A 24,563-nucleotide genomic window follows, 5' to 3' on the forward strand; every position below is an offset into this window, starting at 1 on the left:
GCCTCGGTTATTTTTTGCAACTTATAACTGGCCTTTTGCCCAAGATCACGTCATTCAACCAGCATTATCAGAAAATTGGCGGCAGTTGGCCGAGTTACAAGGGCACCAGCAGCGGGAATGCAGGGCAAACTGAAGAAAACAGTGGTGCTGGTCGGCATGATGGGGGCCGGAAAAACCGCTGTGGGCAAAGCCTTGGCGGCCATGCTTGATGTGCCTTTCCTGGATTCGGACGCGGAAATCCAGAAGGCGGCCAATATGACCATCCCCGAGATTTTCGAACGCGACGGGGAGCCGTTTTTCCGAACCAAGGAAACGCAGGTGATCGGGCGGCTGCTGGACGAAGAGCGGGGCATCCTGTCGACGGGCGGCGGGGCGTTCATGTCGGAAGAAAACCGCGCGCTGATTTCTGGAAAAGGTGTGGCGGTCTGGCTGAATGCCGATCTGGACCTGCTTTGGAACCGGGTCAAGCACAAGGACACGCGGCCTTTGTTGCGTGTGCCTGATCCGCTTGGGGCTTTGACGCGGATTTATGAAGAACGTGTTCCGGTTTACGCCTTGGCCGATCTGAGTGTCACGTCAGAGCCGGGCTTGTCGATTGATGACATGGCCCGGCGCGTGATCGACGCTTTGCGCACCCGCCCGGATGTGTTGGAGGACCTGGCATGATCGAAACGGTACACGTGCCCTTGGGAGACCGCGCCTATGACGTGCGCATCGGGGCCGACCTGATGGCGCGCGCGGGCGCGGAGATCGCGCCGCTTTTGCCGCGTCCACGCGTTGCGATTGTCACGGACACCAATGTCGCTGCACAGCATCTGACCGCGTTGGAAACCGCGCTTGAGGCCGAAGGCATCACCTCGGTGAGCCTCGCGCTGCCCGCCGGGGAGGCGACCAAAGGCTGGCCGGAGTTTGAGCGCACGGTCGAATGGCTGTTGGCGCAAAAGATCGAACGCCGCGATGTCGTGATCGCCCTGGGTGGCGGCGTGATCGGGGATCTGGTTGGATTTGCCGCCGCAGTGCTGCGCCGGGGGGTCCGCTTTGTGCAGATCCCAACCTCGCTGTTGGCGCAGGTCGACAGTTCGGTGGGCGGTAAGACCGGGATCAATGCGCCGCAGGGCAAGAACCTGATCGGGGCGTTTCACCAGCCGGCGTTGGTGTTGGCCGATATCTCGGTGCTGGACACGCTGACCGACCGCGATTTTCTGGCTGGCTATGGCGAAGTGGTGAAATACGGCCTGTTGGGCGATGCCGCGTTTTTCGAATGGCAGGAACAGAACGCCGCGCAGGTGGCCGCCCGTGACCCGGAGGCGCTGGCCTATGCGGTGCGCCGGTCGGTGGAAATGAAAGCCGATATCGTGGTGCGGGACGAGACCGAGCAGGGCGACCGCGCGCTGTTGAACCTTGGTCACACGTTCTGTCACGCGCTTGAGGCCGCGACCGGCTATTCAGACCGGTTGTTGCACGGAGAGGGCGTGGCCATTGGATGCGGGCTGGCGTTCGACCTGTCGTCGCGTCTGGGTCTCTGCGCACAAGAAGACCCCAGCCGCGTGCGGCAATTGCTGGCGCAGATGGGGATGCGGGTGTCGCTGTCGGATATTCCGGGCGACCTGCCGGATGCGGACGCGCTGTTTGGGTTGATGGGGCAGGACAAGAAAGTTGTCGCGGACCAGATCCATTTCATCCTCGCACGCGGCATCGGATCGGCGTTTGTCACAGCAGATGTGCCGAAAGACGCGGTGCTGGAGACGCTGCGCGCGGGTTAGCCGGCGGCGCAGCGTGACCGGGTATTGGGCATCCCCGGCAAGCCCAGAGATGCCCAGAACCGGAGTTTAGAACGGAATTTCGTCGTCGATATCACGGGCCGGGGCGCGCGCCGGGCCACTGCCGCCGCCGCTTGAGCCGCCATAATCGCTGGACGCGCCGTAATCGCCGCCATAATCCCCGCCGCCGCTATAGCCACCGCCACTGCCGCCGCCGCTGTCACCACGGCTGTCGAGCAGTGTCAGTTCCCCGCGATAGGGGCGCAGCACCACTTCGGTCGAATAGCGATCCTGCCCGGACTGGTCCTGCCATTTGCGGGTTTCAAGCTGGCCTTCGATATACACCTTTGACCCTTTGCGCAGGTATTGTTCTGCGATCCGCGCGAGCGGTTCGGAAAAGATGGCCACGCTGTGCCATTCGGTCTTTTCGCGCCGTTCACCGGTGTTGCGGTCTTTCCAGTTTTCGGATGTCGCAATCCGCAGGTTGCAGACCTTGCCGCCGTTCTGAAATGTGCGCACTTCGGGATCGCGCCCCAAATTGCCGACGATGATGACCTTGTTGACTGAACCGGCCATGGCTCCCCCATATATTTGTTCGAATCTGTGACGCACCGCGCCGTTTGCCCGACATTACCGATCACGGCCTCCAGATGCCATCTGCTAATGCCGGGAAAGCTGTCTCGGACCTCAGCAGCTTGTGGTTAATAAATCGTGAGCAACCAAGGCTGGTATGAACCGCAATTTCCGACTATAACCACGCAAAATCTCAAGATGAGGCGAACGCAGCCATGCGAGCAGCAAAACAGGGATTCATCGCGGCCGTGGGTTTGGTCGCGTTTGTCGGTGCAGGGTCAGTGAGCGCGGAAATCCTGTCCACCAAGAACCGCGCTGCATTGTTTTCCAGCAAAACCAGTGTTTTGGACAGTCGCGCGGCGCAACAATACAAAAGCTCGGTGCGGTTGCAGCCGCCCAAAGTGGTCACACCCACCAAATGGGGGAATGCAGGCGTAGACGGCCCGGTGCCGCAATATCGCGGCCGCTACAAAGGCGTCTATGCCGGGATGGCCCGCGATGCGGCGCGGCGTCACGGAATCCCGGAAGACCTGTTTTTGCGTCTTGTTCAGCAGGAATCAAACTTCAATCCCAATGCGCGGTCCAACAAGGGGGCCATCGGTCTGGCCCAGCTGATGCCGGGTACAGCGCGGGATTTGCGGGTGGATCCGAATGATCCGGCACAAAACCTTGAAGGCGGCGCGCGCTATCTCAAGCAGCAGTTCAAGACCTTCGGAAACTGGCCCTTGGCCTTGGCGGCCTATAACGCGGGGCCGGGTGCCGTGCAAAAGCACAAGGGCATTCCCCCGTTCCGCGAAACACGCAACTACGTGAAGAAGATCTGGGGGCGGTAACGGCGGCGTCATAGCGGACTTTTCTGACGTCACGCCTCAGCTTTCTGTTTCAGTTTCTGCCCCAGTGTTTCCACGTCTTCCATCGTCGCGTTGGGCACAATTCGGTATGCCGCGTTCACAAAACAGAACAGCGCGAACCCGGCCAGGCCAATACAAATCGCGACAACGATGGCTTGTCCAAACGGTTGAGAGGTCAGAAAGCTGAACACCTGATCCAGTCCTCCCGCCTCGGATGGGGCATGTGTCAGCGCAGCCATAAAGAAAAAGGCACCGATGATGGTGACGATCAGGCCTTGCGCCGCAACACCCGCCTTGAGCGCGAAGTTCCAGTTGACGGTAAAATGGTTGGCGCGCAGATCGTCCCGGTATTCTTCATTCAATGCCTTCTTAAGATAGTACACACCCGCACCAAGGGTCGCGAGTGACCCAAGGCCGACCAAATAGCGGCCCATCGGCAGTTCGAACACGGTTTGCACAAGTGTCGTCATGCCACCACCGCGACTGCCGGTGCCCATGAGGATCGCAAAGGCGGCGACGCCCAGACCAGCGTGGATGAACCCTGTGATGACCATCCCGGCACGCGCGATCAGGCCTTTGCCATCAGTCCCATAGTCTTCGAGATCGAACACCGAATCCAACACGCGCCAGATGCAATAGGCGACCAGACCAGCAGCGATAAGCGCCAGTACGAAAACCCCAGCAGGCGCGGATGTCAGTCGCTCCAGCGCGCTTTGCGTGCCTTGGGCCTGACCGCCAGACCAGATCGCCCAAAGCGAGGTTGCCGCAATGGCCGCATAGGTCAGGCCGCGTCCGGCATAGCCCGCGCGCATGAAGGGAATGGTCCAGCCATAGCTACGGGTCGACATCCGAAATCTCCTGAGTGGTTCAGAAGATCAACCGCCAAGCCCGCGTTCTGGTTCCGTCTCTTTGACCGTCAGCCTCGCACGCGGCCGGTCTCGCGGACCGATTATTCCGCCGCGATCTGGATCACCGGCTCCATCTCGGCCAGTTTTTCGTCTGTAAGGTGACATTTCACCTGATGGCCTTCGGCCAGAACCCGCACCGGCGGCACTTCCTTTTCGCACAGCCCGCCGGGCACTTCGGATTTCCAGCGACAGCGCGTCTGGAACGGGCACCCGGAGGGCGGGTTCATGGCTGACGGAATGTCGCCTTCCAGCACGATATGTTTCTTGTGCACCTTGGTATCGGCGATGGGCACCGCCGACAGCAGGGCTTCGGTATACGGATGGTAGGGCGGCGAGAACACCTGGTCCGTCGTGCCCAGTTCGACCACGTGTCCAAGATACATAACCATAACGCGATCAGACAGATAGCGCACGATGCTCAGGTCATGGCTGATGAACAGCAGCGTGGTTTTCTGTTCGCGCTGGATCTCCATCAACAGATCGGTCACCGCCGCCTGCACCGACACGTCCAAAGCAGACACCGGTTCATCCGCCACCACGATGCGCGCATTGCCCGCGAAGGCCCGCGCGATGCCGACGCGCTGTTTCTGACCGCCGGACAATTGGCGCGGCATGCGGTCGGCAAAGGCGCGGGGCAGTTTGACCAGATCCAGCAACTCCAACATGCGCTGTTTGCGCGCCGCGTCACTGTCACCGATGCCGAACACCTCAAGCGCCCGGATGATTTGGCGGCCCACGGTCATGGACGGGTTCAACGTGTCAAACGGGTTCTGGAACACCATCTGCACATCGGCAATCGTGCCGGTGTCGCGCTCTTCGATGGGGGTGGCTTCGATATTGCGGTTGTCGAGCAGGATCTGGCCTTCGGTGGCGGTTTCCAACCCCATCAGGACCTTGGCAAAGGTGGATTTCCCGCACCCGGACTCGCCCACAATCGCCAGCGTTTCGGATTCGCGGGCTTCAAAGCTCAGCGTTTCGTTGGCCTTTACGACCTTCTTTTCGCCGGAACTGCCAAACAGCGCGTTTGCCGCCACCTCGTAATATTTCTTGAGATTGTCCATCTTGAGAACCACCCGGCCCGGTTCGGGCTTTTCGGTGGTGTCGGCAAGCTCCAGCGGAGCGGCCCAGTCGATTTCCTGAAACCGCAGGCAGCGCGTTGTGTGGCGGTCATTGCCCGGCACAACCTTCATGCTGATGTCGGTGGCATCGCAGCGGTTCTTTTCGAAATAATCGCAGCGCGGACCAAAATTGCAGCCCGGTGGCCGTTCATGGGGCAGGGGGAAGTTGCCGGGAATGGCGCGCAACGGCTGGGCGTTCTTGTCGGCCCCCGGCAGCGGGATCGACCGGAACAACGCCTGCGTATAGGGGTGCTGCATTTCGTCGAACACGTCTTCGATCGACCCGCTTTCCACCGCCTCACCGGAATACATCACACAAAGCCGGTCACAGGTTTCCAGCACCAGACCAAGGTTGTGGCTGATGAACAGCATCGAGGTGCCGTATTTCTTGCCCAGCTCCTTTACCAGATCGACCACGGCGGCTTCGACCGTCACATCCAGCGCGGTGGTGGGCTCGTCCAGAATAAGCAGCGCCGGTTCCGCCATCAGCGCCATCGCAATCACGATGCGCTGCTGCTGGCCCCCTGACAGCTGGTGCGGATAGCTGTTCAGCATGCGTTTGGGGTCGGGCAGTTTCACATCCGTGACCACCTGCAGCGCGCGGTCGTAAGCCTCTTTTTCCGACACCCCGTTGTGGATCATCGGCACTTCCATCAACTGCTTGCCAATCTTCATCGCCGGGTTCAGGGAGGCCATCGGCTCCTGGTAGATCATCGCGATCTCGGACCCGCGGATCTGGCGCAGCTCTTCCTGGCTCATCGCATTCAGATCGCGGCCCTTGAACTTGATCGACCCGCCGACAATCTGGCCGTTCTTGCCAAGATCCTGCATCACCCCCAGCGCGACCGTGGATTTGCCACATCCGGATTCGCCCACAAGCCCCACCGCTTCGCCCGGCATGACCTTGACCGAAAAATCCATCACGGCGGGGATTTCGCGCAGGCGTGTGAAAAAGGAAATCGAAAGCTGGTCAATCTCAAGGATCGGACCGTCATAGCTGTCTTTCATGTCATCTCTCCCGGTTGGGATGGCAGGGCAGGTCCCCTGCTTCTTTGGTTCAAAAATACCTCGGGGGGTGTGGGGGGCTGGCCCCCCACCTCCGTCCAAAGATCAATCGCGCAACGATTCCTCGCGCAGACCATCGGCCAGCAAATTCAGACCCAACACCATGCTGAGCAGCGACAGCGCAGGCACAATCGCCGGATGCAGATAGATCTGCAGCAAGCGCCGCCCGTCATTGATCGTGGTGCCCCAGTCCGGGCTTTCGGGCGACAGCCCCAAGCCGAAAAAGCCCAACGTCCCCAGAAGGATGGTTGTGTAGCCAATCCGCAGGCAGAAATCGACGATCAGCGGACCCCGCGCGTTGGGCAGGATTTCCCACAGCATGATGTACCACGGGCCCTCGCCGCGCGTTTGGGCGGCGGCCACGTAGTCGCGCGTCTTGATGTCCATGGCGAGCCCCCGCACGATGCGGAACACCGTGGGCGAGTTCACAAAAACCACCGACACAAACACCACCAGAATGCCGCTTGAGACGTTGAACAGATCGAGGAAGTTCGGGATCAGCGCCACCTTTGTGCCGGTCTCCGAGATCAGTGACAGGTACAGCCATCCCATGATGCCCAACACGATGATCAGCATCGGCGTGCGCAGTTTGGGCTGTGTCTTGTAGCGCGAATTCAACAGCACGCCGACAAAGATCAGCGGGAAGATGAACAGCACCGTGGCCATGTAGCTTGGGATGCCGGTTTCCACGATTTCGGGAGTGACCAACAGGTAGAACAGCAAGATCACAGGGAAGGCGAGGATCAGGTTCGCCAGAAAGCTCAGGACCGTATCCAGACGGCCCCCGTAATAGCCGGCCGGCAGGCCCAGCGTGATGCCCACCATAAAGGCGAAGACCGTGGCCAGTGGTGCAATCTGCACCACGATCCACGCCCCGGCCACCATGCGGCTGAACACATCGCGGGCCAGGTTGTCGCCTCCAAACAGGTAATACGCGTATTGCCCGTCATCCGGGTTGCCCAACGGCGTGCCGGGCAATTTGTTCTTCATGCCCGACACCTGTGCCAGGGGGTCATGCGTGATGATCAGGTCCATCGCGCCGTAGATGCCGGTGAAGACCCAGAACATGACCAGGGCAAAGCCGATCATGCCAATGGTCGAGTCAAACAGCTTGCCATACAGCCCCAGCCGCCGCTTGTAGACGATCGACAGGGTAAAAAGCGCGACCAGCGACACCCAGACGGGCATGAACTGCAACAGGACGCGTGTGATGATTTCAAACCAGCTGAGCGGTTCCATAAGACTACTCCTTCCGCTCAGGTCACGCTGATGCGTGGGTTAAGATAGACGTAGCCGATGTCGGAGATGAGCTGGGTGACCAGCACGACAAAGACCGACACAACCGAGACGCCCAACAGCAGTTCGATATCGTTGTTGCTGGCAGCCTGAACCAGGGTCCAGCCAAAGCCCTTGTAGTTGAACAGCGTCTCGACAATCACCACGCCGTTCAGCAGCCATGGGAACTGCAGCATGATCACGGTGAAGGGGGCGATCAGCGCGTTGCGCAGCGCGTGTTTGATGACGATGTTGGGAAAACTCACACCTTTCAGCCGGGCGGTGCGGATGTACTGCGCGGTCATGACTTCGGCCATAGACGCGCGCGTCATGCGGGCGATATAGCCCATGCCGTACAGCGAAATGGTCAGCACCGGCAGGAAGAAGTTTTCAAAATTGGCGCTTTCCATCGCCGACGTCGCCGTACCCTTGAACCATTTGAGCCCCATCGTCGAGGACGCAAACACCGCGATCAGGATCACACCGGACACGTATTCGGGTGTGGCCGTGGTCGTGATCGCCACCGTGGACAGGGTTCGGTCGGTCTTGGACCCTTCGTTCATCCCCGAGAGCACCCCGAGGATCAGCGCCGAGGGCACCATCAGGACCATCACCCAGAACATCAATTTGGCGGTCAGGCCTAGCCGTGTGCCGATGATACTGCCCACCTCGTCCTTGAAGACGGTTGAAAAACCCCAGTGGCCTTGCAGAACACCGCAAAAGTTCGGCGCGTCTTCGGCAGACTGTCCGGGAAGAATACAGCGTCCCTGAATGCTGCCATCGGGGTTTTCGTGCCGGTAGGACGGCAACACGCCCAGCCATTCGCCGTATTTCACGGCCATCGGTTGCAGGTAGCCGCCTTTTTCAAGGAAACTCGACACCTCTTCGTCGCTCATCCGGAAGTTGCCCTGTGTCTTGGCGAGCTTTTCCAGGTTCGGATAGAGGTTGGTTAACGTAAAGACGAGAAACGTCAGGCACAGACCGGTAAGGATCATGATGCCAAGACGCCGGAGTATGAAAAGTCCCATGGTTCACCCTGTTGGTGGACGCCGCTTCGGTCACGACAGGTATTTTTTGGTTGTTGTTTTGTCTGGTCCGGACAAAAAACCGCGCCCCGTGGGGCGCGGCTTGGGGATCAAGGTCAGGCCTTGAAGCCGAACTTGTACAATTGCGGCAGGTCGGCGATGTGCTTTTCGACCCCCACAAGGTTGTCGCGGTGGTGACGCATGGCCGTGCGCCAGTAGGGCTGGATGGTCACGCCTTCGTCGATCATGATCGCCTGCAGCTTGCCCATGACCTCGCGGCGTGCCTCGACATCGGCCAGCGAATTGGCTTCGGCCAGCAACGCGTCGAACTCTTCGTTGGCAAAGCCTGCTTCGTTCCACGCCACGCCGGACTTGTAGGCCAGACCCAGAACCTGCGTGCCCAATGGGCGATGGTTCCAGTTGGTCGACGAGAACGCGTATTTGGTCCAGTCGTTCCAGAAGGTCGAGCCCGGCAGGACAGTGTGCTTGGCCTTGATGCCCGCGTCATTCAACTGCGCGACCACGGCGGCGGTGGTGTTGCGACGCCAGTCATCGTCAATTGACTGAACTTCATGTTCGAAATCACCCATGCCCGCTTCGTCCATCATGGCCTTGGCCTTGGCCGGATCAAAGGGCAGGCGGGTCACTTCGGCGTTGTGCTCGGGGTGCATCGGGCCAACATGGCAGTTGTCGGCCGGAATGCCGTAGCCCGCCATCCCCAGTTCCAGACAGACCTCGTTGTCGACCGCCATGGCAAGCGCCTGACGCACACGTTTGTCGCCGTAGATCTTGTTGCCGTTGTCGTCTTCGGCCAGCTGGTTCGGACGGATGACGATGGTAAAGCCGGACGGGATTTCTGACCGGGTCAGGCCAATCGCGTCGAACACGTCGATGAATTCACCAACGGATTCCCAGTTCATGTCGATCTCTTCGGATTCGAACGCAGCCAGGAACGCAGCCGGATCGGTGCCGTAGTCGATAAACTCGATCCGGTCGATATAGCCGCCCTTGCCAGCGGCGTAGCCCCACCAGTCAAAGTCTTCGTTGCGCACAAGCACGCCCTTGACGCCGACTTCGTGGCTTTCGGGAAGCATGAAACCGGTGCCGAGGGGGTTGGCCATCATGTTGTTGGCGTCAAAGCTCGAATGGACAATCGCGGCCGGATAGTCCGCCATGCCCGGCACCAGCGTGATGTCCGGCACATTCGCCTTGAGCAGAACCGTGTGACTGTCGACAACGGTGATCGCACCTTCGGCGGCTTTGCCGGTTGCTTCGTCAACCAGCGACGCCATGCGTGCGGCCATCGAGTTGCCTTCGAGCGTTGTATCGCACCAGCCTTCGATGTTGCGGGCCACGTCTTCGGCGGTGAAATCGTCGCCGTTGTTCCACTTTACGCCCTGACGCACCTTGAGCGTGTATTCGGTCGCGTCGTCGTTCGCTTCCCAGCTTTCCAGCAACATCGGTTCAAACGACCCGTCATTGTTGTACTCAACAAGATATTCCAGCCAACCGGCGGTAAAGGTCGCGATCTGGGTCCAGTCATAGGTGCGCGGGTCTTTGAGCGCGCGAACTTCCATCTGGTAGCGGATCGTGCCGCCCTGCTGCGCATGTGCCGCCGCCTGGACAGGCCGCGTCAGGCCGCCAAGTGCATAGGCCGCAGAGGCCGTCAGCCCAAGCGCAGTTGTGCGCGCCAGAAATTCGCGGCGGTCCATGTGACCTTCCTTGAATTCGCGTGCGTACATTTCGGCTGACGGATGCAGCCGATTAATCGGTGAGTGGTGCGTCATCTGTTTCTCCCTGTGACACGTTTTGTTCTTGTCAACGACGCGATTTTCCGGGGGACCACCGCACGTTTTGTTTATACCCGGCATTGCGCCCCATGTGCGCGCTGCCGTCAATCGTCACTTTAGACCTTTTGAGGTCTGATTGCGACATATGGATTGCCAAATAGCGACATTACGAACCATGTGCGCCGGATTGAGTGTGTGACGGGTTAGGTTTCCGTTGCGTCAATTCGTGTCCAGTTTTGCATACGTGACCGGAACCACGTGCGTTGACGTTTCGCGAATTGGCGGGTCAGGATCGTCGCCCGTTCGCAGCCTTGATCAAGCGTCTTTTCCCCGTCCAGAACCGCCATCAGTTCGGCGGCACCTATCGCCTTGGCCGAGGGTAGATCAGGGGACCAGGTTGGATGGTTCGCGCGCGCCTCGTCTAACGCGCCCAATGCGATCATCTGCGCAAAGCGGCGTTCGATGCGCGGCGTCAGCCAGTCCTTCGGGGCATCAAACACAAACGCCTGGGTGTCTGACAGCGGCAGGCGCGGGGGCGGGGTGTCGTCCTGCCAGTCCGCCAATCCTTTGCCGGTGGTCTGCAACACCTCCCAGGCGCGCTGCACCCGCATCGGGTTGTTCAGATCAATCCGCGCGCGGGTTTCCGGATCAAGCTCTTGGATCAGGCTCTGATACCCATCCTGCGCAATCCGCGCCATGGCCGTGTCGCGTGTCGCGGCGGGCGTTTCTGGGATCTGCGCCAGCCCTGCGGTCAGGGCCGAGAAATACAGCCCGGTGCCGCCTACGATGATCGGACGTGCCGGGCCGGTCAGATGCGGTTCCAGATCGCGCAACCAGTCGCCGACAGAATAGGGGATGTGCCCCGCGACATGCCCATAGAGCAGGTGCGGCGCGCGGGTTTCGTCCTCTTCGCTGGGACGGGCGGTCAGAATGCGCCAGTTTTCATAGACCTGGATCGCATCCGCATTGATTACGACACCGCCCTGCGCCTCGGCGATGCGCAGGGCCAGCTCGGATTTCCCGCTTGCCGTCGGGCCTGCAATCAGCACCGGACGAACCGGATCAAGGCTGGAAATGAGGTTTGAAAACTCCACGCTCACGCGTCTCTGCCCCTGTTTTGCGGCGGCCCTGTCATGTTGACGACAACGCGGTGTGACTTCGCCTTGCTCATAGCCGGGTTTTCCGACATTTTGCGCTCGACTTTAGACCCGCGACGAAACGGAGCGCAACATGACGGACGGCGATACCCCAAATCCCACATATAAACGTGTGATGCTCAAGATATCCGGCGAGGCACTTATGGGGGATCAGGGGTTCGGCCTGCACCCGCCCACGGTCGAACGGATCGCCCGCGAAGTGAAATCCGTGCATGATCTGGGGGTCGAGATCTGCATGGTCATCGGCGGCGGCAACATCTTTCGCGGCTTGCAAGGCTCGGCGCAGGGGATGGAACGCACCACCGCCGACTACATGGGGATGCTGGCCACGGTGATGAACGCGCTTGCGGTGCAATCTGCCTTGGAACAGTTGGGCGTCTTCACCCGCGTCATCAGCGCCATTCGCATGGATGAGGTGGCCGAACCCTATATCCGCCGCCGCGCCGTGCGCCACCTTGAGAAACAGCGGGTCTGCATCTTTGCCGCCGGAACCGGCAACCCGTATTTCACCACAGACACCGCGGCGACCCTGCGCGCCAACGAAATGGCCTGCGAGGCGATTTTCAAAGGCACCAAGGTTGACGGCGTCTATGACAAGGACCCGGCCAAACATGATGACGCGGTGCGCTATGACAAGGTGACCTATGACGAGGTGCTGCAAAAGCACTTGGGCGTGATGGATGCCTCTGCGATTGCGCTTGCGCGCGACAATAACCTACCGATCATCGTCTTTTCGCTGGATGAGCCGGGCGGATTCTGTGGCATTCTGGCGGGCGAGGGCACCTACACCATCGTGCATCCGGATACCTCCGCGACCGGTTAAGTCAAATTGCTTTGATCAAAGCGACACAGCAGGCGCGTCCTTTGGCGATTGCGTGCGCAAGACGCTATACTTTCGCACCCGCCTCGCTTAGAACCCAATAAAAGCACAAAAATCGATCTTGAGGGCCACATGGCAGACGACTTTCTTCTTGATACAGATGACCTCACGCGTCGTATGGATGGCGCGATGGCCAACCTGCGGACCGAGTTCGCGTCCCTGCGCACCGGCCGCGCCAGTGCGTCGATGCTAGAACCGGTGATGGTGGATGCCTATGGCAGCATGACCCCGATCAACCAGGTCGGCACCGTGAACGTGCCCGAACCGCGCATGGTGACGGTGAACGTGTGGGACAAGGGCTTGGTCGGCAAGGTCGAAAAAGCCATTCGTGAGAGTGGTTTGGGGATCAATCCTCAACTGAACGGCACGATCATCATGTTGCCGATTCCCGAACTGAACGAAGAACGCCGCCGCGAGCTGGGCAAGGTTGCGGGCAGCTATGCGGAACACGCCCGCGTGTCCGTGCGCAACATCCGCCGCGACGGGATGGACCAGATCAAGAAGGCCAAGGCCGACGGGTTGTCCGAGGATGATCAGAAGTTCTGGGAAGGCGAAGTTCAGGAACTCACCGATACGTATATCAAGAAAATCGACGCCGCTTTGGAGACAAAGCAGGAAGAGATCATGCAGGTCTGACGACCCGCAGGAAGGACCCCGGTACGATGGCACAGCCTCAGCCCAAACAAAGCGGTGATGGCCCGCGTCATGTGGCGATTATCATGGACGGCAATGGCCGATGGGCGACCCAACGCGGTCGCCCTCGCTTGTTTGGCCATCAGGCCGGCGCACGGCGGGTCCGCGAGATTGTCGAGGCCTGTCCGGACCTTGGGGTCGACTATCTGACGGTGTTTGCCTTCTCGACCGAGAACTGGAAGCGGACACAATCTGAAGTCGCGGGTCTGATGAGCCTGTTTCGCCGCTACATCACGCGCGAAGCCAAGGCGCTGAAGGCGAATGACGTCTGTGTACGGTTCATTGGCGACCGCGTGCGGCTGGACGCCAAGCTGGTGTCGATGATGGACGAACTTGAGGCGCTGACCGCCAATTGTCGGTCCGTGAACCTGACGATTGCGATCAATTACGGCGGTCGGGACGAGGTTGCCCGTGCGACCAAACGGTTGGCCCGGGATGTAGCCTTGGGCAAACTTGATCCTGAAGCAGTGGATGAAGAAACGCTGCCAAAGTATTTGGATACTTGTGTTCTTCCGGACCCTGACCTGGTCATTCGCACCAGTGGCGAAGCCCGGATTTCCAATTTCCTGCTATGGCAGTCGGCCTATGCCGAATATGAATTTGTCGACACGCTCTGGCCGGATTTTTCGGCCGAGGAGTTCCGCAAGACGGTGGGCGGGTTCGGCACCCGGGATCGCCGCTACGGTGCAGTGCGCGCATGAGCACAGGCAAGTGGGACGATCTCGCGCCACGATTGTTCTCTGCCGTGGCGATGGTGGGTATCGGCGCCCTTGGTGTCTGGCTTGGCGGTCTGTGGTTCCACGCGTTGATTTCTCTGTGCGTCGGCCTGATGGTCTGGGAACTGGTCAAGATGCTCGACACGGCGCGCAGCAAGTCGGCCTTGGTACTGGCGGTTGCGTCTGGTGCCGCCGCGATGCTGGCCATCGAATTGCCTCCGTCCTTCGCTCTGCCACTACTGTTGATCCCCTCCATGCTGGGCCTTGGCCGGATGGAGCAGGGGGGCGTGACCTATGCGGTGTTCACGGCGCTGATCATGCTGGCCGGCTACGGCCTGATGGCGCTGCGGGATGATTTCGGCCTGACATGGATGGTTTGGCTTTTGCTGATTGTGGTGGTGACCGACATCGCGGGATATTTTGCAGGTCGGATGATCGGCGGGCCAAAGCTCTGGCCGCGTGTCAGCCCCAAGAAAACATGGTCCGGCACCGTGGCAGGCTGGGTCGGTGCGACAGGAGTCGCGCTGTTGTTTGCCAAGTCAACGCAAGCCGGATTTGGACTGATCGGCGTCAGTATCGCGGTGAGCATGGCCAGCCAGATCGGAGATATCGCCGAAAGCGCCATCAAGCGGCGGTCCGGCGTCAAGGACAGCTCGAACTTGATCCCCGGTCATGGCGGTCTGCTGGACCGGTTTGACGGCATGCTGGGAGCCGCGATCTTTATCGTGATTGCGGGTCAACTCATCGGTTTCCCGCCGGGGTCGCAATGAGGCGGATCACGATTTTCGGCGCGACCGGGTCGATTGGCCAGAACACGCTTGATTTGATCGACCGCGACCGTGACGCGTATCAGGTGGTCGCGCTGACCGGCGGTCAGAACATTGACCAACTCGCCAAAGACGCCCGACATTTCAACGCAGAACTGGCGGTCACCGCGGATCCCAACCGTCTGGCCGAATTGCGCGAGGCGCTGTCCGGGTCCGGGGTGGACGCTGCGGCAGGGCCAGACGCGCTGATCGAGGCCGCCGCGCGTCCGGCGGATTGGGTGATGTCCTCCATTGTCGGGTCTGCGGGATTGGCCCCCGGCCTGCGCGCGCTTGAAAACGGGGCGGCGCTGGCGCTGGCGAACAAGGAAAGCATGGTCTGCGCCGGGGCGTTGATGCTTCGGACGGCCAAGACGCACGGCGGAACGATTCTGCCTGTGGACAGCGAACATTCGGCTGTGTTTCAGGCGCTGATTGGCGAAGACCTGGACGCCGTGGAGCGTGTTGTGATCACCGCATCCGGTGGCGCGTTCCGCGACTGGCCGCTGGAAGACCTTGCCAAGGCCACGCCAGAGCAGGCAGCGACGCATCCAAACTGGGACATGGGGCAACGGATCACCATCGACAGCGCATCGATGTTCAACAAGGCGCTGGAACTGATAGAAACCAAAGAGTTTTTCCAGATCGATCCTGCCAAGATCGAAGCCGTTGTGCACCCGGAATCGATGATCCACGCACTGGTCGGGTTCCGGGATGGCGCGCTGATGGCGCATGTTGGCCCACCCGACATGCGCCACGCGATCGGGTTCGCGCTGCACTATCCGGACCGCAAGACCCTGCCGGTTGAACGGCTTGATCTGGTGGCGTTGGGGCAGCTGACCTTCCGCCCGGCTGATGAGGTCCGCTGGCCCGCGCTGCGCCTTGCGCGCGATGTCATGGCGGCGGGTGGATTGTCGGGGGCGGTGTTCAACGCGGCCAAGGAACGGGCGCTGGACGGATTTCTGGATCGCCGCATCGGGTTTCAGCAAATTGCCGAGGTCGTGGAAGAGGTACTTTCCAGAGTTTCGGCCCAACCGGGCCACATTGATGCCCCCATCACTCTTGATAACGTGATGCATGCAGACCATCTCGCTCGGGTAAGGGCAGATGAAATCATGAACAAATAAAGAGGTTGAGCCGTGGATATTGCAGCGTTGCTGCCGCAGTTTGGTGGTGTGATCTGGACCATTCTGGCCTTTGTGATCGCCTTGTCTGTCATCGTCGCGATCCATGAATACGGGCATTACATCGTGGGCCGCTGGTCCGGGATTGATGCGGATGTGTTTTCACTGGGGTTTGGACCGGTTCTGTTTTCGCGCACCGACAAACGGGGCACGAAATGGCAATTCGCGCTGCTGCCCTTGGGCGGCTATGTCAAATTCAAGGGCGACAGCAACGCGTCGGGTGGCAAGGATGACGAAGCGATGTCCGCCCTGTCCGATGCCGAACGCCGCCGCACGATGAACGGTGCGCCGCTTTGGGCGCGCGCGGCAACCGTCGCGGCGGGTCCGGCGTTCAACTTTGCGCTGTCGATCCTGATTTTTATGGGGATCTTCATGTTCCGTGGCGAAGTCACGGACCCTGTCAAAGTCGGCGAATTGCGGGCGGTCCCGTCCCAGAGCGAGCTTCAGATCGGCGACGAACTTGTTGAAATCTCAGGGCTTCCGCTGCCGCCCTTCGACGACAGTGAACAGTTCGAGGCGTTCCTGAGCGAACTGCCGGAAACCGAACGCCTGCAATATACGGTGATCCGCAACGGCGACCGGCAGGTCGTGGATGGTCCGTATGTCTACCCGCCTGTGGCCACGCAGATCATCCCGCGCTCGGCGGCGGATGACGCGGGTTTCCGGCCCGGCGACATCGTCACGTCGATCAACGCACAAGAGATTTTTTCCTTTGATCAGCTGCGCGTCGCGGTGGAAGGGTCAGGGGGCGCAACGCTCGATCTGGAAGTGTGGCGCGACGGCGATGTGCGCGCACTGCAACTGACACCGCGCCGTACCGATGAACCCCAGCCCGACGGGTCGTTTCAGACGGTCTATCGGATGGGCATCATCGGCGGCATGTTCTTTGAACCCGCCACCGAATTTGCGGGTCCGGTCAGCGCGTTTGTGTCCGGCGTCGAACAGACCGGGCGCATCATCCAGGGATCGCTGTCCGGTCTTTACCACATGATCACTGGCGCGATCAGCACCTGCAACCTGTCCGGTCCCATCGGCATTGCCGAAACCTCGGGGTCCATGGCGTCGCAGGGCACGGCCAGTTTCATCTGGTTCATAGCCGTGCTCAGCACGGCGGTCGGGTTGCTGAACCTGTTCCCGATTCCGGTTCTGGACGGCGGGCACCTGGTGTTTCACGCCTACGAGGCCGTCACAGGCAAGCCGCCCAGCGACCAGGCGCTGCGGGTGTTGATGGGCATCGGTTTGACGATGTTGCTGTCATTGATGGTCTTTGCGTTAACAAACGACCTGTTCTGCCCGTGATTGGTGCGGGATTTTGCACAAGTCACAAAGAATCGCCTTAATTGAGGTCTGAATAGCGACACATTTCGGATGGAAAACGGGACACTGACCCAGACATCCGAGGTGTGTCATGCAAACAATTCAAGACGGCTACCGCAGCTTCAGCCTGCTTCTTTCGATCAATTGGGATCGTTTGCTTTATGTCTTTGCCATTGTTGCATCGCTGTTTCTGGGCGCATTCATCGGCTCGTTCATGATCGAGGCAATGACACACCCCGTCGGCTATTAAGCAAAGGCGCTTCTGCGCTTTTGACAAGCTAGGGCAATCTCGGTACTCACATCCCAAAAGGATGTCTGAGTAGGTTGCCACAATGACACATAAAACAGGCGGGCAGGTGACGCGACGAGCAGCGCGGAAACCCAAACTACGTCCATTCTTCATTGCTGCTTCTGTTGCTGCCACAGTCGGGTTCGTTGCCACCCCGGATATGGCGCTGGCACAGGATTTCCGGTTCAACGCGATTTCCGTCGAAGGAAACCAGCGGATCGAGGCGGGAACCATTGCCAGTTTCATCGGTGTGGCCCGGGGCGAAACCGTCTCGGCGGCTGAACTGAATGACGGCTATCAGCGCGTTCTGGCCTCTGGCCTGTTCGAAAGCGTTGAGATCATTCCGCAAGGCAACACGCTGGTGGTCCGGGTTGTGGAATTCCCAACGGTCAACCGCATCACCTTTGAAGGCAACCGGCGCGTCGATGACGAAACGCTGTCGACCATCATCCAAACCCAATCGCGCCGCGTGTTCAGCCCCTCTACGGCCGAGGCTGACGCGGCCCGCATCACCGAAGCCTATTCGCAGCAGGGCCGCATCGCCGCCCGCGTGCAGCCCAAGGTCATCCGCCGGTCCGACAACCGCGTCGATCTGGTGTTTGAAGTGTTCGAAGGTGGCGTGACCGAAATCGAACGCATCGGCTTTGCCGGCAACCAGGTGTTCAGCGACCGGCGTCTGCGCCGCGTTCTGGAAACCAAACAGGCCGGCCTGTTCCGCGCGCTGATCCAAAGCGACACCTTTATCGAAGACCGGATCGAATTTGACCGTCAGGTCCTGCGCGACTTCTACCAATCGCGCGGCTATGTCGATTTCCGCACCACGGGTGTGACATCGAACCTGAGCGAAGAACGCGACGGGTTCTTCGTGACGTTCAATGTCGAAGAGGGGCAGCAGTTCCGCTTTGGCGAAGTGACCGCGTCCTCCGATCTGGCCGAAGTGGACACGGACGTGTTTCAGCGGGCGATCCGCCTGCGTTCGGGGCGTGTGTATTCGCCGACCGATGTGGAAACGGAAATCGCGCGTTTGGAACGGCTGGCGATCCGCGAGGGCCTGAACTTCGTGCGTGTTGAACCGCGCGTGACCCGCAACGACCGCGATTTGACGCTGGATGTTGAATTCCTTCTGACGCGCGGCGAACGCGTGTTCGTCGAACGCATCGACATTGAAGGCAACACCACCACGCTGGACCGGGTTGTGCGCCGTCAGTTCCGCGTCGTCGAAGGGGATCCCTTCAACCCGCGCGAAATCCGCGAAAGCGCCGAACGCGTGCGCGCGCTTGGGTTCTTCAGCGACTCGAATGTCGAAGCCCGCGAAGGATCGACGCCGCAACAGGTGGTCATCGACGTGGATGTCGAAGAACGCCCCACAGGCTCGCTCAGCTTTGGTGGGTCGTATTCCACCAGCAGCGGCTTTGGTGCGGCCATCACGTTCAGCGAACGCAACTTCCTTGGTCGCGGCCAGCAATTGTCGCTTGGGGTGACCACGGGTGTGGATTCCTCGAACTACAGCTTCAGCTTCCGGGAACCGGCCTTCCTTGGCCGGGACGTGGCGTATAACTTCAACCTGAACTACCTCGAAACCGACAACGCCTCGGCCGAGTATGACACGGCAATCGGCAACTTCTCGACCGGCTTTACCTTCCCGGTTTCCGAAAACGGGCGTCTGAGCCTGCGCTACGGGGCGCGCTATTCCGACATCACCAACCTTGAATCCGAGGTCGGGTCCATCATCACGGCCGAAGCGGCACGTGGCGAGGTCTGGGACAGCTATGTTGGCTACCGCTACAGCTATGACACCCGCCGCACGGGCCTGAACCCCAACGCCGGTGTCCTGCTTGAATTCGGTCAGGACTTCGCCGGTCTTGGTGGCGACAACACCTACGTGGAATCGACCCTGCGCGCGGTCGCGCAAACCCGTGTCTGGAACGACGAGGTCACGCTGCGCGCCACGCTGCAAGCCGGTGCCCTTAGCTATTCCGAAGGATCGTCGCGTGTGACAGACCGTTTCACGCTGGGCTCCAACCTGATGCGCGGCTTTGAAGGCGGTGGCATTGGCCCACGTGAAGTGGGGCCGGGGGACGTCAACGACCCGCTGGGTGGCAACTATTTCGCCGTGGCCCGGTTCGAAGCGGAGTTCCCGCTGCCCTTGCCGGAAGAATACGGCATTTCGGGGGGTGTCTTCTATGACGTCGGCAGCCTCTGGGGGCTGGAGGAAACCAACGCCAACGTGCTTTACGATGACTTCACAGCCCGGCATGTCGTGGGTGTGTCGATCTTCTGGACCACGCCACTTGGCCCGCTGCGCTTCAACTTCAGCGAAGCGCTCAGCAAGGAAGACTTTGACGAAGCGCAAAGCTTTGATCTGACGATTTCGACGCAGTTCTAAATGCGTCGGATCTGGTTCACTCTGACAGGAGCGCTCCTCGGGGCGCTCTTGTGCGTCGGGGCCCCGGCATCTGCACAGCAGGATGGCGGGTTGTCGAACCTTGGTGTGGTGCAAAGCGTCATCCTGACCATTTCGCCCGACGCGCTGTTCAATCAAAGCGCCTTCGGCCAGCGTATCGCCCGCGAGATCGAAGCTGAAAGCGCGCAGATCGCCTCCGAAAACCGGCGGATCGAAGCAGAACTGACCTCGGAAGAACGCGAACTCACCGAACTGCGCGACACGCTGGCCCCGGCAGAATTTCGCGCGCGGGCGGATGCGTTTGACGAAAAGGTTCAGAAACTGCGCCGCGAACAGGACGAAAAGGCCCGCGCCCTTGGCCAGCGTACCGAAGAGGCGCGCCGCGCGCTGTTAAGCGCGGTGCAGCCGGTTCTGCTCCAGATCATGGTGGACAGCGGTGCCGTGGCCGTGCTTGACCGCCGCGCGGTGCTTCTGAGCGCCGACGCGGTGGATATCACCGAACAGGCGATCCAGCGGGTCAACGAAGAGTTCGGCGAAGGCACCAACATCGTGCCTTTACGCCCCTGACGCCTTGCCCCATCGCATCGAGATTGCTACTCACAACAGACCGAATTCAAAGGGACACCCCGATGAGCGACACGCTTCTCCGCGCCGATATCCAGTTGATCCAGCGTATCCTGCCGCACCGCTATCCTTTCCTTCTGGTGGATCGCGTCGAAGAGATTGACGGCACGCAATCCGCCCTTGGCATCAAGAACGTCACCATGAACGAGCCGCATTTTCAGGGCCATTTCCCCGGCATGCCGATCATGCCCGGTGTCACGATCATCGAAGCGATGGCACAGACCGCGGCGGTCATGGTGGGCACGACGCTTGACATGGCCGACAAGGAAATGAAGGTCTATTTCATGGCCATCGACAAATGCAAATTCCGCCGCAAGGTCATCCCGGGCGACCAGTTGCAGATGCGCCTGACCACGTTGCGCGGCAAGCCCGGCGGCAAGGTCTGGAAGTTCGGCGGCGTGGCGACGGTTGACGGCGAAATGGCCGCCGAAGCCGAGTTTTCCGCGATGATGGATTTGCCCACGTGACAGCAACCATCCATGCAAGCGCCATCATCGAAGACGGCGCGCAGATTGGCGACGGCTGCACAATCGGTCCGTTCTGCCATGTCGGCCCCGACGTGTCGCTGGCCAAGGGGGTGACGCTCAAAAGCCACGTGGTTGTGGCAGGCCGGACAAGCATCGGCGAAGACACGACGATCTTTCCCTTCGCCGTGATTGGCGAGATTCCACAGGACCTGAAGTTCGGCGGCGAAGACACCAGCCTTGTGATCGGCGCGCGCAACCGGATCCGCGAACATGTGACCATGAACACCGGCACCGAAGGGGGCGGGGGGGTCACCTCTATCGGCGATGACAACCTGTTCATGGCCGGCTGCCACGTGGCCCATGACGTTCAGATCGGAAACCGCGTGATCCTTGTGAACAACGCGGCGCTGGCCGGGCATTGCATCCTCGAAGATGACGTGATCGTGGGCGGGCTGTCCGGTGTTCACCAGTTCGTCCGCATCGGGCGCGGCGCGATCATCGGCGCCGTCACCATGGTCACCAATGACGTGATCCCCTTTGGTCTGGTGCAGGCAGAGCGTGGGCGTCTGGACGGGCTCAACCTTGTCGGCCTCAAGCGCAAGGGCGTTAGCCGCGCTGACATTACGGCGCTGCGCGCGGCCTTCCAGATGCTGGCACAGGGCGAAGGCGCGTTTCAGGATCGCGCGCGGCGGTTGGGCGAGGAAACCGACAGCGAATACGTTCACCAGATAGTCGACTTCATTCTGGGCGACACCGACCGGTCGTTCCTCACACCGGGCTGACTGATGTCACTGGCTCTGATCTGCGGGCAAGGCCGTCTTCCGCGTCTTGTGGCAGGGGCGCAGGACACGCGCCCGCTGGTCTGCGTGCTGGCCGGGTTCGAACCTGACGGGCTGAGCGCCGATCTGACCTTCCATCTGGAAACGCTTGGTAGCTTGCTGGCCGATCTCACCGCACGCGGCGTGACCGATGTGTGCCTGTGCGGGGCGATCCGCCGCCCCCCGATTGATCCCGCGCGACTGGATGCGGCGACCGCGCCACTGGTCCCGCGCCTGCAACAGGCGCTGACCTCGGGCGATGACGGGGCGCTGCGGATTGTGATGACGATCTTCGAAGAAGCCGGGTTCAGGATCGCGGCCGCGCATCAGCTGTTGGCAGACCTTCTGCCCGCTGCCGGGGTTCTGACCCTGAAATCCTACGCGCCGCAGACGGTTCTGGAAGCCCGCGTCGGCGACCGCACGGTCGCGGCCATGGGGGTGCGGGACACGGGGCAGGCCTGCGTGGTGCGCGGCGATATCGTGATCGCCCGCGAAGACGCGGCGGGCACGGACGCGATGCTGGCGCGACTGGCACGGGATCGCAATGCAGGTGGGGGTGATCTCTTGTCCAATCCGATCAGCACGGCAGGCGACATGTTTGGCGGCCTGCTGGGCGACGCCTCTGACTGGCTGTCGGGCGGTGCCACGCCCACCGAAGGCGGCATCCTGTTCAAGGCCCCCAAACCCGGTCAGGACCGGCGCGCGGATCTGCCGGTGATCGGGGCCGATACCCCGGATGCCGTTGCGGCCGCTGGACTGGCGGGCATTGTGATTGAAGCCAACGGCGTCATGGTGCTGGACCGCGCCAGAACCGTGGCGCGCTGTGACGATCTGGGCCTGTTCCTGTGGGTGCGCGACAAGGCCAGCCCATGAAGGTGTTTGTCGTCGCAGGAGAGGCATCAGGCGACAAGCTGGGGGCGGCGCTGATGGCGGGGCTGAAGGCCCATGTGCCCGATGTGACGTTTCACGGGATCGGCGGCGACCGCATGATCCGCGAAGGGTTGACCAGCCTGTTTCCCATGGACGAAATCTCGATCATGGGGATCACCGAGATCCTGTCGCAATACCGCCATCTGAAACGCCGCATCCTGGAAACGGCGGACGCGGTGATTGCGGCGCAGCCGGATGTCCTGATCACCATCGACCTGCCGGAGTTTGGCCTGCGCGTGGCCAAGCAGGTCAAAGCGCGCAGCACGATCCGCACGGTGCATTACGTGGCCCCCACCGTCTGGGCGTGGCGACCGGGCCGCGCCAGGAAAATGGCGGCGTATATTGATCAGGTGCTGGCCCTTCTGCCGTTCGAGCCGCCTTACATGCAGGCCGAAGGCATGCGCTGCGATTTCGTTGGTCACCCGGTGGTCACGGACCCGGTCGCATCAGCAGACGATATCGTCGGGTTCCGTCACCGGCACGGGTTTGGGGACAATCCGATTGCGCTCGTCCTGCCGGGATCGCGGCGCAGCGAAGTGTCTCGCCTGTTGCCGATCTTTCAGGACGTGGTGCAAATGCTGAGTGCCGCGCGTCCCGATCTCGGGTTTGTGTTGCCTGCGGCCCCGAACGTAGCGGATACCATTGCGGCGGCTGTGAAGGACTGGTCCGTCAAACCCATCCTCCTGCACACCGCCAGCGACACCGGGCGCAAGGAAAAGACCGCCGCGTTCTTTGCGGCCGATGTGGCCATAGCGGCGTCAGGGACGGTGTCGCTGGAACTGGCTGCGGCCAACACGCCAATGGTGGTGGCCTATGACATGAACTGGCTGTCCCGCCAGATCATCGGGCGGATGTTGCGGGTCGACACCGTGACGCTGGTCAACCTTGTCTCCGACACCCGCGCCGTGCCGGAGTTTATTGGCAAAGCGTGCGAGCCCGCCGCGATTGCCAAGGCAGTTGGTGACGTTCTGGACAATCCGGACGCCCAGACCGACGCCATGGCGCTGACCATGGCGCGCTTGGGTCGCGGGGGGCGTGCCCCCGGCGAACGCGCCGCGCTGGCGGTGCTGGAGGGGTTGGGCAAAGAAAAAGGGCCAGGCATGTCTGCCTGACCCTTAAAAAACCCGGTGTGCGGATTTACTGCCGCTGTTTTTCAAGCTCTGTGATTTCGTCAAACGCGGCGGTAAAGCCGGTCAGCGACATGGTCACGTTGACCTTTTGATCGGGGGCCAGCGCAGGCACGATTGTGACATTGGCCACATTGCCCCGGCGAAACGCTGCAACGTCGTCATTGGTAAAGCCCACGCGCGCATAACAGCCGACGGTTGTGCAGAACGAAAAGTCATAGCGCTTGGCCTGACCGGAATCGACCCGCATGGTCAGCTTCTCGGTCAACAGCGTTTCAAGCGGGACCACATAGGTGCCACCTGCTGCAACTTGACCGCCATTGGTCAGGCGGAAGATGCTGACCTCGGCCACGCTGCCGCCATTCTCATCCTTGAGAAGCTGGTACATCTGGCAGGGTTCCGGACCTTCGGCCACCCGCAGGCACTGAACCGCCCAGTCGCCATGGGTCGATTTCACATAGGTTTCGTCACCGCGCCCGGGCGCGGCGGTGTCACCAACCGGTTCCCCGGTGTCCAGAACCGACAGATCAGCATTCGGGGCTGGGGCCTCGGTTTCTGTCGGTTCGGCGTCCGAGGTGGTCTCTTGCGCTGTTGCCCAGCCCGCCAGAGTAAGGCTTGCAACAGTGGTCAGAAGAAACAGGGGCTTGATCATAAAATCCTCTCCGAAGGAACGGGTCACTTTGAAAGATGCGTTATCACGGCACAAAGGGAGTGTCAGGTCCAAACGCAAAAAGTTGACCACAGGTTTGGCGGAAACCCGCGTCTGACGCGAGGCGGCGTGACACAAAC

24 protein-coding genes are annotated in these 24,563 nt (G+C 60.8%); 16 read left to right on the forward strand and 8 right to left on the reverse strand.

All coding sequences use genetic code 11. From position 1 onward, the window contains the following. Nucleotides 1-117: 117 nt before the first annotated feature. Both MWU54_RS13905 and aroB read left to right on the forward strand, forming a co-directional pair. Nucleotides 118-666 (forward strand): shikimate kinase, encoded by a 549-nt coding sequence (locus MWU54_RS13905; protein ID WP_247084856.1) that lies wholly within the window; start codon nt 118-120, stop codon nt 664-666. Next, nucleotides 663-1,763, forward strand: a complete 1,101-nt coding sequence (gene aroB / locus MWU54_RS13910) for a 3-dehydroquinate synthase (protein WP_247084858.1) — start codon at nt 663-665, stop codon at nt 1,761-1,763. The genes MWU54_RS13905 and aroB overlap by 4 nt, the downstream gene beginning before the upstream one ends. A 66-nt stretch (nt 1,764-1,829) precedes the next feature. Here the strand turns inward: aroB and ssb are convergent, their stop codons facing one another. Beyond that, complete coding sequence (gene ssb / locus MWU54_RS13915) at nt 1,830-2,336, reverse strand: single-stranded DNA-binding protein (protein ID WP_247084861.1); 507 nt, start codon at nt 2,334-2,336, stop codon at nt 1,830-1,832. 212 nt (nt 2,337-2,548) lie between these two features. Between ssb and MWU54_RS13920 the strand changes: the two genes are divergently transcribed. Further along, a complete protein-coding gene (locus MWU54_RS13920) occupies nt 2,549-3,166 on the forward strand; it encodes a lytic transglycosylase domain-containing protein (protein WP_247084862.1) in 618 nt (205 codons plus the stop codon). A gap of 29 nt (nt 3,167-3,195) precedes the next feature. Here the strand turns inward: MWU54_RS13920 and MWU54_RS13925 are convergent, their stop codons facing one another. The 6 genes from MWU54_RS13925 to miaA all read right to left on the reverse strand — a co-directional run bounded on the left by MWU54_RS13925 (nt 3,196) and on the right by miaA (nt 11,465). Then, nucleotides 3,196-4,032 carry a DUF1206 domain-containing protein gene (locus MWU54_RS13925; protein ID WP_247084863.1) on the reverse strand — a complete coding sequence of 279 codons (837 nt, stop codon included), beginning with the start codon at nt 4,030-4,032 and terminating at the stop codon, nt 3,196-3,198. Nucleotides 4,033-4,133: 101 nt separating this feature from the next. After that, entirely contained in the window at nt 4,134-6,218 is a 2,085-nt protein-coding gene (locus MWU54_RS13930) for an ABC transporter ATP-binding protein (RefSeq protein WP_247084864.1), read from the reverse strand. A 102-nt stretch (nt 6,219-6,320) separates the two neighbouring features. Beyond that, complete coding sequence (locus MWU54_RS13935; protein WP_247084865.1) at nt 6,321-7,514, reverse strand: ABC transporter permease; 1,194 nt, start codon at nt 7,512-7,514, stop codon at nt 6,321-6,323. 17 nt (nt 7,515-7,531) lie between these two features. After that, on the reverse strand, nt 7,532-8,578 hold the full coding sequence (locus MWU54_RS13940; RefSeq protein ID WP_247084866.1) for an ABC transporter permease: 1,047 nt from the start codon (nt 8,576-8,578) through the stop codon (nt 7,532-7,534). Nucleotides 8,579-8,691: 113 nt separating this feature from the next. Beyond that, a complete protein-coding gene (locus MWU54_RS13945; RefSeq protein WP_247084867.1) occupies nt 8,692-10,362 on the reverse strand; it encodes an ABC transporter substrate-binding protein in 1,671 nt (556 codons plus the stop codon). Between the two features lie 206 nt (nt 10,363-10,568). Beyond that, nucleotides 10,569-11,465, reverse strand: a complete 897-nt coding sequence (gene miaA / locus MWU54_RS13950) for a tRNA (adenosine(37)-N6)-dimethylallyltransferase MiaA (protein ID WP_247084868.1) — start codon at nt 11,463-11,465, stop codon at nt 10,569-10,571. A gap of 130 nt (nt 11,466-11,595) precedes the next feature. Here miaA and pyrH point away from each other — a divergent pair, with 130 nt between their 5' ends. The 13 genes from pyrH (at nt 11,596) to lpxB (ending at nt 23,759) form a co-directional block, all read left to right on the forward strand. Beyond that, nucleotides 11,596-12,345, forward strand: a complete 750-nt coding sequence (gene pyrH / locus MWU54_RS13955; protein WP_247084869.1) for a UMP kinase — start codon at nt 11,596-11,598, stop codon at nt 12,343-12,345. Between the two features lie 129 nt (nt 12,346-12,474). Then, complete coding sequence (frr, locus tag MWU54_RS13960) at nt 12,475-13,038, forward strand: ribosome recycling factor (RefSeq protein ID WP_247084870.1); 564 nt, start codon at nt 12,475-12,477, stop codon at nt 13,036-13,038. A gap of 26 nt (nt 13,039-13,064) precedes the next feature. Further along, nucleotides 13,065-13,796, forward strand: a complete 732-nt coding sequence (gene uppS, locus MWU54_RS13965) for a polyprenyl diphosphate synthase (protein WP_247084871.1) — start codon at nt 13,065-13,067, stop codon at nt 13,794-13,796. Continuing rightward, nucleotides 13,793-14,581: a phosphatidate cytidylyltransferase gene (locus tag MWU54_RS13970; RefSeq protein ID WP_247084873.1), complete on the forward strand. Its 789-nt coding sequence runs from the start codon at nt 13,793-13,795 to the stop codon at nt 14,579-14,581. Before uppS ends, MWU54_RS13970 begins: the two co-directional genes overlap by 4 nt. Next, nucleotides 14,578-15,741 (forward strand): 1-deoxy-D-xylulose-5-phosphate reductoisomerase, encoded by a 1,164-nt coding sequence (dxr, locus tag MWU54_RS13975; protein WP_247084875.1) that lies wholly within the window; start codon nt 14,578-14,580, stop codon nt 15,739-15,741. The genes MWU54_RS13970 and dxr overlap by 4 nt, the downstream gene beginning before the upstream one ends. 12 nt (nt 15,742-15,753) lie before the next feature. After that, on the forward strand, nt 15,754-17,097 hold the full coding sequence (gene rseP / locus MWU54_RS13980; protein ID WP_247084876.1) for an RIP metalloprotease RseP: 1,344 nt from the start codon (nt 15,754-15,756) through the stop codon (nt 17,095-17,097). Nucleotides 17,098-17,206: 109 nt separating this feature from the next. Beyond that, entirely contained in the window at nt 17,207-17,365 is a 159-nt protein-coding gene (locus MWU54_RS13985) for a hypothetical protein (RefSeq protein WP_247084878.1), read from the forward strand. Nucleotides 17,366-17,447: 82 nt separating this feature from the next. Then, the gene (bamA, locus tag MWU54_RS13990) at nt 17,448-19,790 is read left to right on the forward strand and encodes an outer membrane protein assembly factor BamA (protein ID WP_247084880.1); all 2,343 of its coding nucleotides are present in this window, start codon (nt 17,448-17,450) and stop codon (nt 19,788-19,790) included. After that, the gene (locus MWU54_RS13995; protein WP_247084882.1) at nt 19,791-20,375 is read left to right on the forward strand and encodes an OmpH family outer membrane protein; all 585 of its coding nucleotides are present in this window, start codon (nt 19,791-19,793) and stop codon (nt 20,373-20,375) included. 62 nt (nt 20,376-20,437) lie between these two features. Next, the gene (fabZ, locus tag MWU54_RS14000; protein ID WP_247084884.1) at nt 20,438-20,899 is read left to right on the forward strand and encodes a 3-hydroxyacyl-ACP dehydratase FabZ; all 462 of its coding nucleotides are present in this window, start codon (nt 20,438-20,440) and stop codon (nt 20,897-20,899) included. Further along, nucleotides 20,896-21,681, forward strand: a complete 786-nt coding sequence (gene lpxA / locus MWU54_RS14005) for an acyl-ACP--UDP-N-acetylglucosamine O-acyltransferase (protein ID WP_247084886.1) — start codon at nt 20,896-20,898, stop codon at nt 21,679-21,681. The genes fabZ and lpxA overlap by 4 nt, the downstream gene beginning before the upstream one ends. Nucleotides 21,682-21,684: 3 nt before the next feature. Further along, nucleotides 21,685-22,590, forward strand: coding sequence for a UDP-2,3-diacylglucosamine diphosphatase LpxI (gene lpxI, locus MWU54_RS14010; RefSeq protein WP_247084888.1), 906 nt, complete (start codon nt 21,685-21,687; stop codon nt 22,588-22,590). Continuing rightward, on the forward strand, nt 22,587-23,759 hold the full coding sequence (gene lpxB, locus MWU54_RS14015; protein WP_247084890.1) for a lipid-A-disaccharide synthase: 1,173 nt from the start codon (nt 22,587-22,589) through the stop codon (nt 23,757-23,759). Before lpxI ends, lpxB begins: the two co-directional genes overlap by 4 nt. 25 nt (nt 23,760-23,784) lie before the next feature. Here lpxB and MWU54_RS14020 read toward each other — a convergent pair whose 3' ends face one another. Continuing rightward, on the reverse strand, nt 23,785-24,426 hold the full coding sequence (locus MWU54_RS14020) for an invasion associated locus B family protein (RefSeq protein ID WP_247084892.1): 642 nt from the start codon (nt 24,424-24,426) through the stop codon (nt 23,785-23,787). Nucleotides 24,427-24,563: the final 137 nt, after the last annotated feature.

Source organism: Marivita sp. S6314, from assembly GCF_023015985.1.
Classification (GTDB): domain Bacteria; phylum Pseudomonadota; class Alphaproteobacteria; order Rhodobacterales; family Rhodobacteraceae; genus Marivita.